This window comes from Bradyrhizobium sp. 521_C7_N1_3 (assembly GCF_052075975.1).
GTDB lineage: Bacteria > Pseudomonadota > Alphaproteobacteria > Rhizobiales > Xanthobacteraceae > Bradyrhizobium > Bradyrhizobium japonicum.
The window spans coordinates 7640924-7655692 of the sequence record NZ_CP197232.1 but is presented as its reverse complement, the minus strand read 5'-3'; the positions used below and the strand labels follow the sequence as shown (position 1 = coordinate 7655692).

The following is a 14769-nucleotide window of genomic DNA, read 5'->3' as shown; positions in this document are numbered from 1 at the left end:
CCGGACCGCTATTGCTCGACCACGCAAGGGAGATAGGGCATGCCACTGACCGAAGGCGACGTCCTGGACACACTCAGTGACTCGATAGCGCTTGGCATCGAGTTCTATGTCGACAAGATCCATATCAAGGGCGAATACTTGACGACGGTTCGCGATCACATTCGTGCCGGCAACATATTGGTGAAGGGCGGCACTCAGGATCTCGCCTTCTACGATCAGGTAACGGATGTTCTGTTGACGCAGAAGAAGTCGCCGCCCGCAAATGATAGCGATCGGGCGCTGCTCCTGCATGAGTGCGTCCATGCCATGATCGACGTCTATGATCCTGACGGCACTGTTACGCGCCACATGGGCGAACTGGCGGCCTACCTCACTCAAACCACATATAGCGTTCGCAAGAATCCGTCGTCTAACCGCAACGGCACCGCCCCCTGGGACAAATTCTGGGGCGACCTCTACGCCACGGTGCGCGCCAATAAGCTCGACACCAGCGCGGGCAACGGCGTCCGGATCCCGTCGGCGACGCTCGAAAATCTGCGCCGGCAGCTCGCAGCGCTGCCTTTTGTGAACTATGGAAAGTTCACCAAAGAAGCGACGGGCGTATCGGATGGGCTGACCCGCAGGAACTTGTTTCTGTCGAGCGATGAACCCGTGTCCATGCGATCATCGAGCGTTTCCCACGAAACTTATGTTGATCCGAGCGACGACTATTTGGTGCGCACCCTGATGGAGGCCTACGCGAGCGCCGATGTTAAAGGCTATGGCAGCCGCTTGCGCCGGCTACGCCGTGATTTTCTCTATTGCTCGCTGTCTCGCGCCCATGAACTCCAGAAGAGGTTTTCGGTGCGGAAGCGTGGAGACCGGCTCTCCGAACTGTTTCACGATCGCCTGTCGCATGGCGGCCGCGCAATTCTTCTCCGTGTGCTTGCGCTGCGAAGCTGACCGGCACGCTGGACAAATCGGAAAAAGACTCTTGAGAGGGAGAATGCGCTACCGCACCGCGTCGAATTCTCCGAGTGTTGGTGCTTCATTTGAGTGGACTCCCGACCACTCCGTTGCAGCGGATTCTAGTCCAGGTGCCTTGCGCGCAGATCTTGAAGGTCCTTTTTCAATGCCACAAGATCCAGCCCGCGAGGAAAAGTGAGGCGTCCAGAGCGGATCACGAGCCGGACGTAGGGATAGCGCTCCTCGGCAAGCATCGGAGAGCTGATTTTGTACTTGTGCCAATCTTCAACGATGTGTGCCTGTTGCTCGACGTTGTAGGAGTCCCAGGAATCGCCCGGCGTGTACTCGTAGCCGGAACCGATTGTCTGCGCCCAGAAGGAGCGCGCCATCGTCCAGTTTGAATCGTTGAACGCCTGCCACACATGGGTCATTTCGTGCACGAAGAGGTCGCAAATGCGACCGAAGTCGTCGCACAAGAGACCGAAGGTGGGGCTGGGGGATGCCAGGTTACTGAACGCGACACTGCCAAGATTGATGGCATACCGCATGCTCGGCACCATGGGATTGCTTCCCCTGAAGAACGGTCCATCGTTCGTCCACGGTCTTCCGCCTGCTCCCAGGCCATTGGTAATCGCGATTGTCTCCCACGGCGGCAGCGTCGGGCCAAAAACGTTGCGCGCGAAATCCCGTTCGCTCACGTCCAGCACGCGCGCGAAGTCGGGTCGGCTTCCTTCACATTCCGGCGGGGTCGGAGCCGCCGGGGTGGGTGCAACCGGTGGAGTGGGCGCAATCGGCGGGGGAGGCGGCGTACCTGGCGGCAGATAGATGAATCCCCCTCGCCATCCACCTCTCCCGCCGGTCGTACCGGAGGAAAACGCGAAATTCTGGCGATCGGGCGACATCGCGCGGCAGCCTACATACTCGGCCAGGTACCAGTTGACCTGGCGCGTGGCTTGTTGGAAATCGCGCTGCTTGACGAGCTTGATGCCCGGAAAATTGAACTCGATGAGGTCCCAGGGGTCGATGCCGATCCGCTTGGCAAGGGATATCCAGGTCTCGCCTGCCGTCGCCGCATGCCGGATTCCCGCGGGCGGTACATAGCTTTCGACGACAGGCTTCAAGGGCTTTTCCTGGTTCGGCAATGTAAGACCTCCCCTCGCTGATTCCTGCGGAACTATGCGTTCTCGCCACCAATACTTATTCGTCGCCGCTACCTCGAGGCGGTCCGATGGTTGCATTCATTCGGGTCACCAACTGGCAGTGGCAAATCGAAGAGCCTCATTCGTAGGTTGGAGGCGTAGACACGGAGCAATGTCGAACGAGCGATATCCGCTTAACGCCGGCCTTTTGACTTCGAGCCGAGCAGGTCATGCGTGCCGCTGACGCTCACGGTTCCCGAGCACTCGAATCCGCCGAAAAGTCCGCAGGAGCCGGTGACCGTAACGCGCAAGTCTTTGCGCTGGTACATGTCGACCGAAATGCCCACGCGGGAAAAGTCGTTCGCGCTATTCGGCAGGATCAGATCGATGTGCTCCGCGGCCCATTGCGGTATATGCTTGTTGCTCTTCCAGAACAGCTCATTGCCGGCGTGATGCACGAAGTTCGGCCCGACCGTAAGGGCACCGTCCGCGCCCTCGAATACGAAGCCCGTTTCGTCGATGTGCACGTTCACCCGATCGGGTGCTACGGCGAAATGCAGCGAGGTGATGTCCTGGGGCTGCGGGTCCTTGCCGAATTGCGAGCTGTAAGCATCGCTCCATTGTCCGCGGTCGCGCCCGAGCCCGAAGCCGTGGCGGCCCGGGAGATCCCGCGTTGAGAGCGGCCTGTCCGACAGCTTTGGGCGCCAGATCTCCCGAAACCCCTTGCCGATCGTTGCCGCCATCGACAGATCGAGGGCCCAATGCGACGCCTTTTCCGGGCTTTGCCCTTCGGCGAAGGCGTCGAATCCATCCGTCGTCTTGGCAATGCGCAGCTTCTTGATCAGCTCTTCCCAGTCCTTGGGTAGGAAGGTGACGCCGTCGAGCGTGGTCGTCGCGGCAGCGACACCATACTTCTCGAGCTGGTGTCGGATGTAGGGCTTCTCGTCATAAAGGCGCACATCCGGGTTGGGACCGGCAAAATAATTCTTCAAATCGATCTGAGGCCGCAGCATGGTCAGTCGCGCCGCGATCTTCCGGTAAGTGTCGGTCGTTGTTGGATCGGTCGTCGTCATGGGGCGCACTCCGAGGCAATCCTCGCCCCAAATTGGTCTCGCCCGGACGGGTTGCGGTTCAATGCCGGCTCGTTCGATCAAGCTGCCGCCCGGCCCAGGTCATTCGAATTCCTGTCGCGCCAGTGCAATGACTGTTTGAACCTGCTGATCGGAGACGGCGACCACCATCCGTGGGGTAGTGCGAACAACGAGGACGATCAAATGTCACTGCAGAGCAGGGTGTTGGACGTACTCAATGGTCCGGCGGTCGCACGCATGCGCTTCCGGTTTCCGATCCGCGGCAGCCACGTGACGATTGCGCCGCAAACGTTCCATCACGTCGCCCGCGCGATCCGGTTGGGGCAGGTCACCGTCAGACCTCCGACGGATCTCGCGGCAGGCGTTGCTGCACAATACAACGATGTCGCGAGAACCAGGGCGGACGGCACGGCGGTTGCGGCGAACACGCTGGAGGTCGTGTCGGCGGCGGGGCGGCTGGACGAGGCCTATATCGTCCACGAGAGCCTGCATGCGGCCTACGATCTGTTGCGTACAGGTCTTGATGCCAATGCCGAAGAGGCGTCTGCCTACGTCTGCACGGCGCTCTATTGCCGCATGACAGGCCTGCCCCGCCCTCGCTGGGCCAACGGGCCGATCTACGCCAATGCCGCAGAGGTCGCCCGAACGCTGCTGTCCCAGTATCAGAAGGGCGATCCCGGGATTCCCTGGGTCGGCGAGCATGAATGGAAGATGCTGCGCGCAGGTGTTGGCCTTGATCCGGTCTATGCCAGCGGACCCGGCGGTATTCTCACGGGATGGCTCCTCGGCCAGCAATATACCCACGACGGCTAGAGTGCCTGGGGCCGCGTCCTTTTCAGGAATTGGCAGGAGCCTCAAACTCCTGCCGTTCATGCCAACGGAGCCGATGCACTTGAGTGCGTCACGCGACCAGCAGGCCCAGCTTGCCGACCATCGCAAGCGAGCGCTGGACGCTTTCTCGCGTTGACAGCAATAACGGCTCGGCGGGCTGCCCGGCACTATCCTTCTGGTCTATCCGGATGGTCGGGCCGAATTTTTCGGTCATTTCGGCCGTGATCTGGTCGATGGTCCGCGCTCCGTCGAGCAATTGCAGGAAATCCCTGGTACGGTCGTCCTCCAACTGCACCGTTTGGTGGAGGAGGTTGGTGACGAGCGGACCTGTCTGCGCTTGTCTTCGCGCGAGCAGGCTCGCCTGCGGATGCTCGGTAGCTTCCTTCAACAAAAAGGGACGCGACAGCAGGAACGAAACCTCGCCGCTGCAAGCCAGGATGAACATCGCCTCAGTCAACACCTTTTGGTCATCATCTACCTGCCGGTCGCCCAGTAGCGCGCGGGCCCCATCGAGCAGCTCGTCGAATGATAATGCTCGCGGCCAGGCCCGGCCGAGACATAGATGCGCGGCCTTCAAGAGCGGATTGGTTACCGTGACCCTGCTGCCGTCCTGGTTCTCGAATTCCATCGCGGAATCGTCGGTCACGCAAGCGTCGGGGTCGACCGGGTTGGTCGTGCTCAGCAAATGGAACCTAGTGACGAAATCGAGGTCGATCTGGCGGGATAGCGAAATGCTGTCGTGGCAGAGCAAGGTGCGCCGAAAGCCGTTGCCGTCGATGAAGTCCTGATATTGATCGCGCGCCATGAACTCGCTCTCCGGGAAGCGCTGCAGCGTCGCGCGAACCTCCTCGGAATAGCCGGCAAGATAGCGTCGTGAAAAATCAGCGTCGCCCAGATATTGCAGGCCATGGCGGCTTGCGTCCTCGGCGACCTCATGCAGCAGGAACGCCTCGGCGCCATCATCGAGATCGTCGTGAAACAGTAGCTCGTCGGGGGATTTGAGGACGCGGTTGTACTGGTCGCGCAGGACAGCGCCGTGCACCGAGTTGGCCTTCGAGCCGTCGCTCAGGAACTTCAGGATCGCGCGGGCCTGTCCGACCTTCTCCTTCATGCCGGTGAGACGGCGGGTGTGATACCGCATCATGTCGCGGACCATGTCGCGAAGATGCGAGAACGGGTGCGCATTGTAGCTGACGTAGCAGACCCCGCGCGGAGCCAGGTTCTGCTTGAAGATCATCATCATCTTCTCGCGCACCGCCGGCGGTACCCAGGAATACACGCCGTGCGCCAAGATGTAGTCGAACTCCCCGAAGCCTGCGTCGACATTCATGATGTCGCAATGGAGGAGCTTGATGTTGCTCAGGCCCAATGTGGCGATATTTCGCTGGCCGCGCTCGATCGTCACGCCGCTCAGGTCGACACCGACGAATTCGCTGCCTGGATATTGAAAGGCCATCGGCAACAGGTTGCCGCCAACGCCGCAGCCAAGCTCCAGCACCCTGCAACACTCCACCGGCGCTGACTGCATGCCGTAAACTGCGGCAATGGTAGCAAGATGGTTCGGATGAGTGAGCCCGTAGACGTGGCCGGGGTAGTAGACCTCGTCGTATGGCGTGGGACCAGTGTTCGGGTGGCGATGCTCGGTTTGAATGTTCATCGTCCTCAATTCCACGAATATGCGAACTTGGCGTTCTCGACCGAGACCCGCGCTTGCTTGATTTCTTCCTTGGCAAGCGACTTGCTGAGGAACTCGCGCGACAGCTCCGGGAGCAGGGTGTTGGTGATGATGTTGTCAATCATTCGCCCGCCGGAATCCGGGTCGTTACAACGTGACACTATGTGCTTCACGACCGCGTCATCGTAGTCGAACGACGCGTTATGATTGTCGCGGAGGCGTCGTCCGATCCGGTCGAGCTGCAACCGAACGATCCCGGCGAGCATCTCGTCGGATAGCGGGAAGTACGGTATCGAGACGATGCGTCCGAGCAGCGCTGCAGGAAACACCTTCAGCAATTCCGGCCTCAGCATCTTGGCGAGCTCTTCCGGCTCGCTGCGATACTTTGGATCGCGCGCGAGACCCATGATCAGATCGGTGCCGACGTTGGTGGTAAGGATGATCAAGGTGTTCTTGAAGTCGATCCGCCGCCCGTTGCCGTCTTCCATGGTTCCCTTGTCGAACACCTGGAAGAAGATCTCGTGGACGTCGGGATGAGCTTTCTCCACCTCGTCGAGCAGGATGACGCTGTAGGGCTTGCGCCGGACAGCCTCCGTGAGGCGCCCACCTTCGCCGTAGCCGACATAGCCGGGAGGTGCACCCTTCAAGGTCGAGACGGTGTGCGCTTCCTGGAACTCCGACATGTTGATCGTGATCATGTTCTGCTCGCCGCCGTAAAGGGTCTCGGCAAGCGCCAGGGCGGTTTCAGTCTTGCCCACGCCGGATGGACCAGCCAGCATGAACACGCCGATCGGTTTCGACGGGTTGTCCAGTTTGGCGCGGCTGGTCTCGATTCGCTTGGCGATCATCGTCAGCCCATGAGACTGGCCGACGACGCGGCGGTTGAGGATCTCCGGTAGTTTCAGCACGGTTTCGATCTCGTCGCGCATCATCCGGCCGACCGGGATGCCGGTCCAATCAGAGACAACGGACGCCACCGATTGCTGGTCTACATGGGCATAGACCATCCGCTTTTCCGGATTGATGCTCTCAAGTGTGTCGAACTTGCCGCGCAGCTCCGCGCGCCTGGCAGCCGGATCGTCGCCTTCCTTGGGTTCGGACAGGATCTCTCGAATGCTGCGGATGTCCTTGACGAGCTCCTGCTCTTTGGCCCAGTCGGCTTCGAGGTTCGTCAGCTTGTCCTTCAGTGCCGCAATGTCGTTGTCGATCACTACGATGCGCTCGTCGCCCTCAATCCCAAGATCGCTGTCGCTGACGAGTGCCGATCTTTCCGCTTCACGAGCGGTAATCGCAACGCGCGCATCCTCGATCAGCGCTGGCGTCGCGCTCTGGCTGATGGCCACGCGTGCAGAGGCGGTATCAAGCAGGCTGACCGCCTTGTCCGGCAACTGCCGTGAAGGAATGTAGCGGTGGGACAGGTTGACCGCTGCGACGATCGCAGCATCGGAGATGCGAACCCCGTGGTGCTTTTCCATCGGACCGAGAAGTCCGCGCAGCATGATGCAGCAGGTCTCCACTTCCGGTTCATCGATCTGGATCGGCTGGAAGCGTCGTGTGAGCGCGGGGTCTTTCTCGATATACTGGCGATATTCCGCCCATGTGGTGGCGGCGATCGTGCGCAGCGTGCCACGGGCGAGAGGAGGTTTCAGGAGATTGGCCGCATCACCGGTGCCGGCCGCGCCGCCGGCGCCGATCAATGTGTGGGCTTCATCGATGAATAGTATGATGGGGGTGGGTGAGCTCTGGACCTCGTCGATCACCGAGCGCAAGCGCTGCTCAAACTCACCCTTCATGGAAGCACCGGCCTGCATCAGGCCGATATCGAGCGCACAAAGCCTTACACCGCGGAGCGGTGGCGGCACGTCGCCGGCGGCGATTCGCTGGGCGAATCCCTCGACAACTGCGGTCTTGCCGACGCCAGCCTCGCCGGTAAGAATTGGATTGTTCTGCCGCCGTCGCATCAACACGTCGATCAGTTGGCGGATTTCCTCGTCCCGGCCGAGGATCGGATCCATCTCACCCGATTTGGCCTTGGCGGTGAGATCCTGAGAGAACCGGTCGAGCGGCGTCGTCCCCTTGGGACCCGCTTGGGCCGCGCCTTCCGTGCCTGCGCCGACCAGGCCCGAACCGTCCATCGGCCGCATGGTTTCCTCGTCGGAGCCGGCCCAGACGTTGCGGCGCTCCGCGGCGAGTGCGTCGACGTTGACCTTAGCGAATTCCTGCGAGAGGTTGTTCAGCGTGCGACGAATATCGTTCGATTTCAGGCCCGCCACGAGCAGATGACCGGTGCGGATCTGGGTTTCGCCAAAGAAGAGCGTGGCATAATGCCAGCCCCGGTCGAGCAGGTCGATGACCGGATTGGCGACGCCCGGCATGTCGGTTTCGTTCTTGCGAAAGCCATTGATCACGCCGGCAAGGTCCGACAACAAGCGTGCCCGGTCGAGCTTGTAATGATCGACCGAGAGGCTGAGATCGTTGCGTTCCTGCTGCAGTATATGAAACAGCCAGTGCGCAAGCTCGACGTTGCGATTGCCGGCGCTCTTCGCGTGGCGCAGGGCCTGTATGAAGGCATCATAGCCGGCCCGGTTCAGCTTGCCCGTTACAGCCTCAATGCTGATGTCGGTCACGGCGGATCCTCCTGCTTAATCCATCCGCGGATGCCTGGCATCAAGCGGAAATTTCATCGAATCCCATAGCTTTAGGCAATCGGCGCTACGGATAGGTTCAAATCGCCGGGGCATCGGCTGCCGCGGCCCGGCGGGCGCTCAAGCGCTCGCCGAGCTGAAAGCGGGCATCGCGGCGATACTCTTCCGTGGCGGTCCAGTTCGGCGAGACCCAGGTGGTCCATCCAAGTCGTCCGCTCTGTCCGAGCCTGACCGGGACGACCTCTCCCGCCGGAATGGCGAGCTCCACCTCCCATTCCAATTCGTCGCCGATATAGAAGAACACGGCGTCCGCCAGAGGCTCCGACAGGTTGCGCGCTTCGGTCGGCAGGAACTGTTCGTACTGGGTAAAATTCTTGACGAAGACCCGCACCCTGATCTTGTCCTCGACGCTGAATACGCGTGAGCCCAGAAGCGCGTCCCGGCCGAGCCCGGCATGGGTTCCGCCGAGCCGGCTGCAATGACTTGGGTCGAATGACAGCCAGGTGCCGACAAATTCGTCGATCTCGACCTTGACGTCGAATAGCCCCTGCAGGAACCGCGTCAACCGTGACGCACACTTCGCTCTGGGGGAGATCAGTCCGGCAAAGCTGAGCTTCGCCATGTCCGGTAGGGTGTCTCGATCGGCGAAAACGTCGGAGCCGAGGCCGGCGAAGGAGCCGACATAGGCGATGAAGCGATCATCCGCCGGACGGTCGTGCTGAGCGATCGGCCGCGCATCGGCCCAGGCGCGAAAGAAGAGTTGCAGAAAGCGTCCGTTGAGCAGATCGAGAAAGCGCGGGAAGGCGTCATCCCGCATCAGCCACCAACTGAGGCTCTCGTCGGTGGTGGCAAGCGGCAGCGCGCCCTGCGGCCCCAGGAGACCGAGAAATTTGACGAGTATCCTGAGCCGGCCACCCAGGTCGTCGACGGCCGCAAGGTTGGAGGCGGGGAACTCCAGATAAGGCACTTGGCCGAGGTCGATATACTCGTCGCGGCGTGCAGCACTGTCACCGATCCGCGGTCGATCCGAGTTGGCGCGTTCGAGCTGGCGCAGCGTATTGAAGAAATCGAACCGCCAGGGCTCCGCCTTCATCTGGTCGATCAGCGTCATAGGGGTCTCCGCGTGCCCATGCGCGGCGGCCAACGCATGATCTCGCCGCGCTCCGGCGTCGAGACGACCGTCTGTGTGAAGGTATTGAAGCCCGAATAGTCGGCGAAGAAGCGCTCCAGCACGGCTCCGAGCAAGAACACGCCGCTGCCCTCGAAGGCCTTCTCGTCGAGGGTGATCGTAATCTCCAGGCCGCGCGCTGCGCCGCTGCCGGTGCGCTCGCGCACCCGCCGTACGACGGGCCGGCTTTCTATGCTGCGCAGGCCGCGGATCTTGCGTTCCGTGGCATCGTCAAACTGGTCGGCGAACAAGGACAGCATTTCGCGCAGGGCTCCGGCGTTCTTGCCGCCACCGCGCTCGACGAGGCCAAGATAGTTCAGGCTCAGCATGTTGATCAGCCGCCAGCTGACGATTCCGCTGTTCGCGATCTCGCTGCGGCTGCGCATCTGGGCCACGATCGGTTCGCGTGGTCGGGTGGGGCCAGCGACGCACATCAGATCAAGGGAAGTATCGTCCAGCAGGCGGAAGTCGGCGCCGCCCTGGCCGACCGGCAAGTGTTCGGTGAGATGCCGGTTGGAGCACAGCGCCCGGACGCTGAGTTCGGCGACCGCACCTTCGCCGCTTAGTTCACCGGGCTCCAGCAGAGACAAGAACATGTCCGTCCCGGTGTAGTCCGAGGATGCGCCATACGTCTTTTCTCCCACTGTGCGGCGCCGGGGCAACCGTCGAACGGTGAAATAAAGCCCCTCGACCGATCCGCTGGTCCGGTCGACGGCGGCCGAATACAGCGGGCGCACCGGCCGCTTGTCCTTGTCGGCCGGAAAGTGCGCGTAGACTTCGAGCACCTGGTGCGGTTCGTATTCCAGATAGCGGCTGCGATCAGGGACCACATGGTACTCGTGCGTATTCGACTTGACGGGGATGCGATCGCTCGTCTTCTCGAACAGGTTGACCGCCGGCGCGCTATAGAGACTAAAGGTATCGGGCCGTACCGCGGCGGCAAGCCGTGAATTGTGTTCATCGAAAGCGAAGACGATATCGATCGATTTGCTGCGCAGCCGTGGTATCACGCTGCGAAGTCCCGTCAGGTTGAAGCCGAGGAACTTGCGTGGAAACATGAAATATTCCCGCAGCAGCTCCGAGCCGCGAAAGACCCGGTTGTCGTTGGGAAACAGCGACTCGTTCTCGTCGAAACCAATCTGCTGCACGCAGTCATGGGGCGCACGGGTCACCACCGGATCGCCGAAATCATCGAGATGCCGGAAGTAGACGCCCCTGCAGTTCGAGATCAATTGCTCGTAAAGCGCAATGGCGTCGGATTCAGCGCCTGAAAGGTAGATCGGGAGTTCGCTCGTGCGGCAGCCTGCAAACCAGGTTTCCGGCTTGGCCCTAGCCTCTGCGTCCGGCAGCTCCTCATCGAGCCGGGCCGCGGTACGGTGGGTCAGCGACAGCCTGAGCCCAGCGATGACGTCGCCGCCGACGGGAATCCCGAGCGCCTGCAGCGCGCCTGCTGTCGAGAAGTATTCGGCGCCGGTGACGTCAAATGGCCAAAGAGCGATATCGCGGCAAAGTCGAAATCGGCAGGAAAGACTTCGTTCTCTCTCGCGATAGGTGGCATCGAAATAGGCGCCGCGCGCGATCTTCCTGCCATCGCGTAGCGCTGGGTCGGCATAGGGGGGGCGTGCCGTGACCAACATCGCCGACGGAGTCGGGGCAAGGTAATTCGGAACCAGTTGCTCGAGCAGGTTTGCGGTGAATTCTGGGAACTCGTGCTTGAGCTTGAGCTGAACGCGAGCGGCGAGAAATGCGGCACCTTCCAGCAATCCTGTGATCATGGGATCTGAGCGATCCCGGATCAGCCCACCGAGGCGTTCCGCGATGCCGGGATACTCTTCGGCGAAATCCCCGGCATGCTCATAGAGCAGTGACAGTTCGCGATTGTAAAAATCCAGGAATTCGCGGTTCATGCTAAAGTCGGTTGATCTGGATATCGCCGCTGTCGAGGTCGACGTCGGCGACGAATTCCACGGGGACGTTGAGCGGCTCGGCCTTCAGGTCGGCGTGAACGATGAAGCGCAGCTTGAGTTGCTCGGGGCCGACCGAGCCATCGCGTCGGACCCGGATGGTGTTGCGATCGAGCCTCGGTTCATAAGTCGTGAGCGTCGCGCGCAACGCGTCGGTGAGCTCGTCGTCGGCGACCTCGTCGATCGAACGGTGGGCAATATCAGGGAAGCCAAAGTTCAGGATTGAGGTTCGGACGCAATCGCGGCCGTTCAGATCCAGGGTCGATTCCAGGGCAATGGTATTGAGGAGCGTTTCGAGGTCATGAGAGACCTCGCGCCGGAGCAACGTTTCCGAGATTGGAAATCGGCCCGCGCTCCGCCGCCCTGCAATGACCCGCTCGCCAGACTCATCGCGTAGATTGAGCTTCTTGCGTGCGTCGCGCGCTTCATGGGCCGAGCGAAATGCCAGCATCAATGGGGGGGAGAGCCGATCCTTCTTTGGTGCAATGGTCATTCACGGTCCCCATGACGCCCAACTCGCATGCAATCTCGGGCGGCGCTCGTTGGTGTCCGACTTGACGTCGCCCAGCAGGCTTTCGGGCCCGTAACCGGGCCGGACGAGAGGTGCGATCAAAGTCGCACCGCTTGGCGCCGGTTCGCCATTCGCAACCGGCGCCAGGCGAGGGGCCGACAATCAGGCCCATTCCTTGTTGGCAGGAACATCCCAGCCAAACGTCGGCGAAGCTCCGGCGCCACCCTTCTCCGTCTGGGTCTTGTAGATCATCTTGACCTTCGCGAAGTTCAGACTCACGTTTTCGGTAAGGCGATCTTCGCCGTGCGATCCGCCTGTCGATACGCTAGTCACGAGAACCTGCTTCATCTCGATCTTGAGATATTCCAGCGGGTGTTCGCCGGCCTTGCGAACCGTCAGGATCGCGCTGTCGATATGCTTGCCGTTTGCGCAGACCTTGAAAAGTTCCGGCGTGGCCTTGTCAACGAAATGCGTGAAGTGAAGATCCTGCACGCTGACCTTGCCGGCGCCGCCGCCCGATCCGCTGTGGAAGGTACCGGTCTGGCTCTCGCCAAACGACCAGCTCAAAATATCGATTTCGTCTTTGTGCTTGTCGTCCAGCGACTCGCCCTTGATCGGATCGAGTTTCAGGAAGATGTCGACAGCCATAGCAGGGTCCTCTCAAATTTCTGTGTGTACGGTTGCGATGCTGCAGCGTCAGGAGCTGGGGCCTGGCAGGCGTGAAACCAGACTGAGGCCGACATCCATCGCTTCCAATTGAAAGTGCGGACGAAGAAAGAAGCGCGCGTTGTAATATCCCGGGTTCTCCTCGTTTGCTATGACCTCTACCTTCGCAGCGGCCAGCGGCTTGCGCGCTTTCTGAGCTTCTGACGATAGGGCTGGGTTGGCATCAACGTACTCGTTGATCCAGGTTTGTAGCCAGACCGTCAGCTCATCCTTCTCCTTCATGGATCCGATCTTGTCGCGAACCATGCACTTCAGATAGTGCGCAAAGCGAGACACTGCGAACATGTAGGGCAGACGTGACGACAGGTTGTCGGACGCGGTTGCATCCACGCCCTTCTCGCCGAAATACTTCTTCGGCTTGTAAAGCGACTGGGCGCCGATGAAGGCCGCCTTGTCGGTGTTCTTGCGATGGATCAGCGGGATGAGGCCCGCCTTTGCAAGTTCGTGCTCGCGGCGATCGCTGATGGCGATCTCGGTCGGGCATTTCAGGTCGACGCCACCGTCGTCGGTCGGAAATGTGTGCGTCGGCAGATTGATGACCTCGCCGCCGGACTGCACACCGCGGATGCGCGTGCACCAGCCGAACTCCTTGAAGGCGCGGTTGATGTTGACCGCCATCGCATAGGCGGCGTTGATCCAGCCGTATTTGTCGCCGGTGTGCCCGTCTGTCTCCTCCTCGAAGGCGAACTCTTCCACGGGCTCCGATTTCGCGCCGTAGGGGAGGCGACCCAGCGCGCGCGGCATGCACAGGCCGAGATAACGCGAGTCGTCCTGGTCGCGCAGTCCCTTCCATGCGGCATATTCCGGCGTGTCGAACACCTTGCCGATATCGCGAGGGTTAGACAATTCGGTCCACGAGTCCATTCCCATCAGCGTCGGCTCGGCGCCGCTGAAGAAGGGGGCGTGTGCGGCGCCGGCGATCTTGCTGAGATCGCGCAGCAACTGCACGTCGGTGGGGAGGTGGCTGAAATAGTAGTCGCCGATCAGGCAGCCGAACGGCTCGCCGCCTAACTGGCCGAACTCGTATTCGTAGATCTGCTTGAACAATGGGCTTTGGTCCCAGCGCGCATCGGGATAAAGCCGCAGGTTACGATACAGCTCGTTCTTCGAGACGTTCATGACCCGGATCTTGAGGTTGGCGTCGGTCTCCGAGTTGAAGACGAGGTAGTGGAGGCCCCGCCAGGTGCTTTCGATCGCCTGGAATTCAGGTGCATGAATGATCTCGTTCATCTGCGCGGTCAGCTTCTGGTCGATCCGCGCGATCATCTCCTCGATGGTGTCGAGAACGTCCAACTTGATGACGCTCGAGTCCTTCAATGCCTCTTGGACGAGCGTGGATACCGCGTTGTCGACCTCGGTCGCTGCGCGCTCGGTGCGCGGTTTGAAGCTTTGCTTCAGCAGAGTGGCAAACTCGTCAGCTTCGGCGGTCTTGACCTGGGTGGTGCTCTCTTTGTGAACAGCTTCTTTTGCCATGGTCCCCGTTCCTTCCTTAGCTCTCGGTGCCAGGTTCGGTCGACTGGCTGATCGCGCGTTCCCGAAGCGCTGCCATCAGTTGAGGATCGGCCAGAAGTTTTTTCAGCTGGTCCTCGGCGGCTACCTTGCCATCCATGTAGCGCAGCAGGTTGGCAAGTTGTTCGCGCGCCTCGAGCAGCTTGGCCGTAGCCGGCACCTGGCGGGCGACGGCCACGGGAGTGAAGTCGGCCATCTTGTTGAAGCGCAGATTGACCGAAAGTTTTTCGTCTGATCCGTCGCTGAGACGATTGGCGACGCGCGCCGTCACGCCGGGCTGGATCGCCGCCATGCGGCTGTCGAAATTGTCCATGTCGAACTCGAGGAATTTTCGCTCCTCGACCTTCGTCTTCTCGACGCCGGGGTTATTGCCGGAAAGGTCGGAGAGGACGCCCATGACGAACGGGAGTTCGATCAGCCGCTCGGCGTCGTAAGGATCTTCGTATGTGATGTGCACGCGTGGTGCGCGATTTCGACGAATGAATTTTTGACCGCTATCTGTAGCCATGGTTCCCTCACTACGAAATCGCTTTAGACGTCGAATTTGCGCGACGCAGATCGGCTA

12 protein-coding genes are annotated in these 14769 nt (G+C 60.9%); 2 read left to right on the top strand and 10 right to left on the bottom strand.

The features are described from left to right. Window positions 1–39 precede the first annotated feature (39 nt). Window positions 40–942, top strand: a complete 903-nt coding sequence (locus AB7008_RS36055) for a hypothetical protein (protein WP_441260335.1) — start codon at window positions 40–42, stop codon at window positions 940–942. 125 nt (window positions 943–1067) lie between these two features. Here the strand turns inward: AB7008_RS36055 and AB7008_RS36050 are convergent, their stop codons facing one another. Further along, on the bottom strand, window positions 1068–2066 hold the full coding sequence (locus AB7008_RS36050) for a hypothetical protein (RefSeq protein ID WP_304490873.1): 999 nt from the start codon (window positions 2064–2066) through the stop codon (window positions 1068–1070). 212 nt (window positions 2067–2278) lie between these two features. Next, window positions 2279–3157 carry a hypothetical protein gene (locus AB7008_RS36045; protein ID WP_304490872.1) on the bottom strand — a complete coding sequence of 293 codons (879 nt, stop codon included), beginning with the start codon at window positions 3155–3157 and terminating at the stop codon, window positions 2279–2281. Between the two features lie 201 nt (window positions 3158–3358). On the opposite strand from AB7008_RS36045, the gene AB7008_RS36040 reads away from it, so the two are divergent. Continuing rightward, a complete protein-coding gene (locus tag AB7008_RS36040) occupies window positions 3359–3988 on the top strand; it encodes a hypothetical protein (protein WP_304490870.1) in 630 nt (209 codons plus the stop codon). Between the two features lie 88 nt (window positions 3989–4076). Here the strand turns inward: AB7008_RS36040 and AB7008_RS36035 are convergent, their stop codons facing one another. From AB7008_RS36035 to tssB, 8 genes are all read right to left on the bottom strand, one after another. After that, a complete protein-coding gene (locus AB7008_RS36035) occupies window positions 4077–5663 on the bottom strand; it encodes a methyltransferase regulatory domain-containing protein (protein ID WP_441260334.1) in 1587 nt (528 codons plus the stop codon). Window positions 5664–5668: 5 nt separating this feature from the next. Further along, window positions 5669–8308, bottom strand: coding sequence for a type VI secretion system ATPase TssH (tssH, locus tag AB7008_RS36030; RefSeq protein ID WP_441260333.1), 2640 nt, complete (start codon window positions 8306–8308; stop codon window positions 5669–5671). A gap of 97 nt (window positions 8309–8405) precedes the next feature. Then, the gene (gene tssG / locus AB7008_RS36025; RefSeq protein ID WP_441260332.1) at window positions 8406–9470 is read right to left on the bottom strand and encodes a type VI secretion system baseplate subunit TssG; all 1065 of its coding nucleotides are present in this window, start codon (window positions 9468–9470) and stop codon (window positions 8406–8408) included. After that, window positions 9434–11401, bottom strand: a complete 1968-nt coding sequence (tssF, locus tag AB7008_RS36020; protein ID WP_441260331.1) for a type VI secretion system baseplate subunit TssF — start codon at window positions 11399–11401, stop codon at window positions 9434–9436. The genes tssG and tssF overlap by 37 nt, the downstream gene beginning before the upstream one ends. A gap of 1 nt (window position 11402) precedes the next feature. Further along, window positions 11403–11951 (bottom strand): type VI secretion system baseplate subunit TssE, encoded by a 549-nt coding sequence (gene tssE / locus AB7008_RS36015; RefSeq protein WP_282523567.1) that lies wholly within the window; start codon window positions 11949–11951, stop codon window positions 11403–11405. A 180-nt stretch (window positions 11952–12131) separates the two neighbouring features. Beyond that, window positions 12132–12617, bottom strand: coding sequence for an Hcp family type VI secretion system effector (locus AB7008_RS36010; RefSeq protein ID WP_028156841.1), 486 nt, complete (start codon window positions 12615–12617; stop codon window positions 12132–12134). A gap of 48 nt (window positions 12618–12665) precedes the next feature. Then, window positions 12666–14168, bottom strand: a complete 1503-nt coding sequence (gene tssC, locus AB7008_RS36005) for a type VI secretion system contractile sheath large subunit (RefSeq protein ID WP_441260330.1) — start codon at window positions 14166–14168, stop codon at window positions 12666–12668. A gap of 16 nt (window positions 14169–14184) precedes the next feature. Next, window positions 14185–14712, bottom strand: coding sequence for a type VI secretion system contractile sheath small subunit (gene tssB, locus AB7008_RS36000; protein WP_028156839.1), 528 nt, complete (start codon window positions 14710–14712; stop codon window positions 14185–14187). Between the last annotated feature and the right edge of the window lie 57 nt (window positions 14713–14769).

What these genes read in the sequence shown, in the direction of transcription:
- AB7008_RS36040 (WP_304490870.1), top strand. Translation starts at nt 3,359, where the DNA reads ATGTCACTGCAGAGCAGGGTGTTGGACGTACTCAATGGTCCGGCGGTC.
- AB7008_RS36010 (WP_028156841.1), bottom strand. Translation starts at nt 12,617, where the DNA reads ATGGCTGTCGACATCTTCCTGAAACTCGATCCGATCAAGGGCGAGTCG.
- tssC (WP_441260330.1), bottom strand. Translation starts at nt 14,168, where the DNA reads ATGGCAAAAGAAGCTGTTCACAAAGAGAGCACCACCCAGGTCAAGACC.
- AB7008_RS36055 (WP_441260335.1), top strand. Translation starts at nt 40, where the DNA reads ATGCCACTGACCGAAGGCGACGTCCTGGACACACTCAGTGACTCGATA.
- tssF (WP_441260331.1), bottom strand. Translation starts at nt 11,401, where the DNA reads ATGAACCGCGAATTCCTGGATTTTTACAATCGCGAACTGTCACTGCTC.
- tssB (WP_028156839.1), bottom strand. Translation starts at nt 14,712, where the DNA reads ATGGCTACAGATAGCGGTCAAAAATTCATTCGTCGAAATCGCGCACCA.
- AB7008_RS36045 (WP_304490872.1), bottom strand. Translation starts at nt 3,157, where the DNA reads ATGACGACGACCGATCCAACAACGACCGACACTTACCGGAAGATCGCG.
- tssE (WP_282523567.1), bottom strand. Translation starts at nt 11,951, where the DNA reads ATGACCATTGCACCAAAGAAGGATCGGCTCTCCCCCCCATTGATGCTG.
- AB7008_RS36035 (WP_441260334.1), bottom strand. Translation starts at nt 5,663, where the DNA reads ATGAACATTCAAACCGAGCATCGCCACCCGAACACTGGTCCCACGCCA.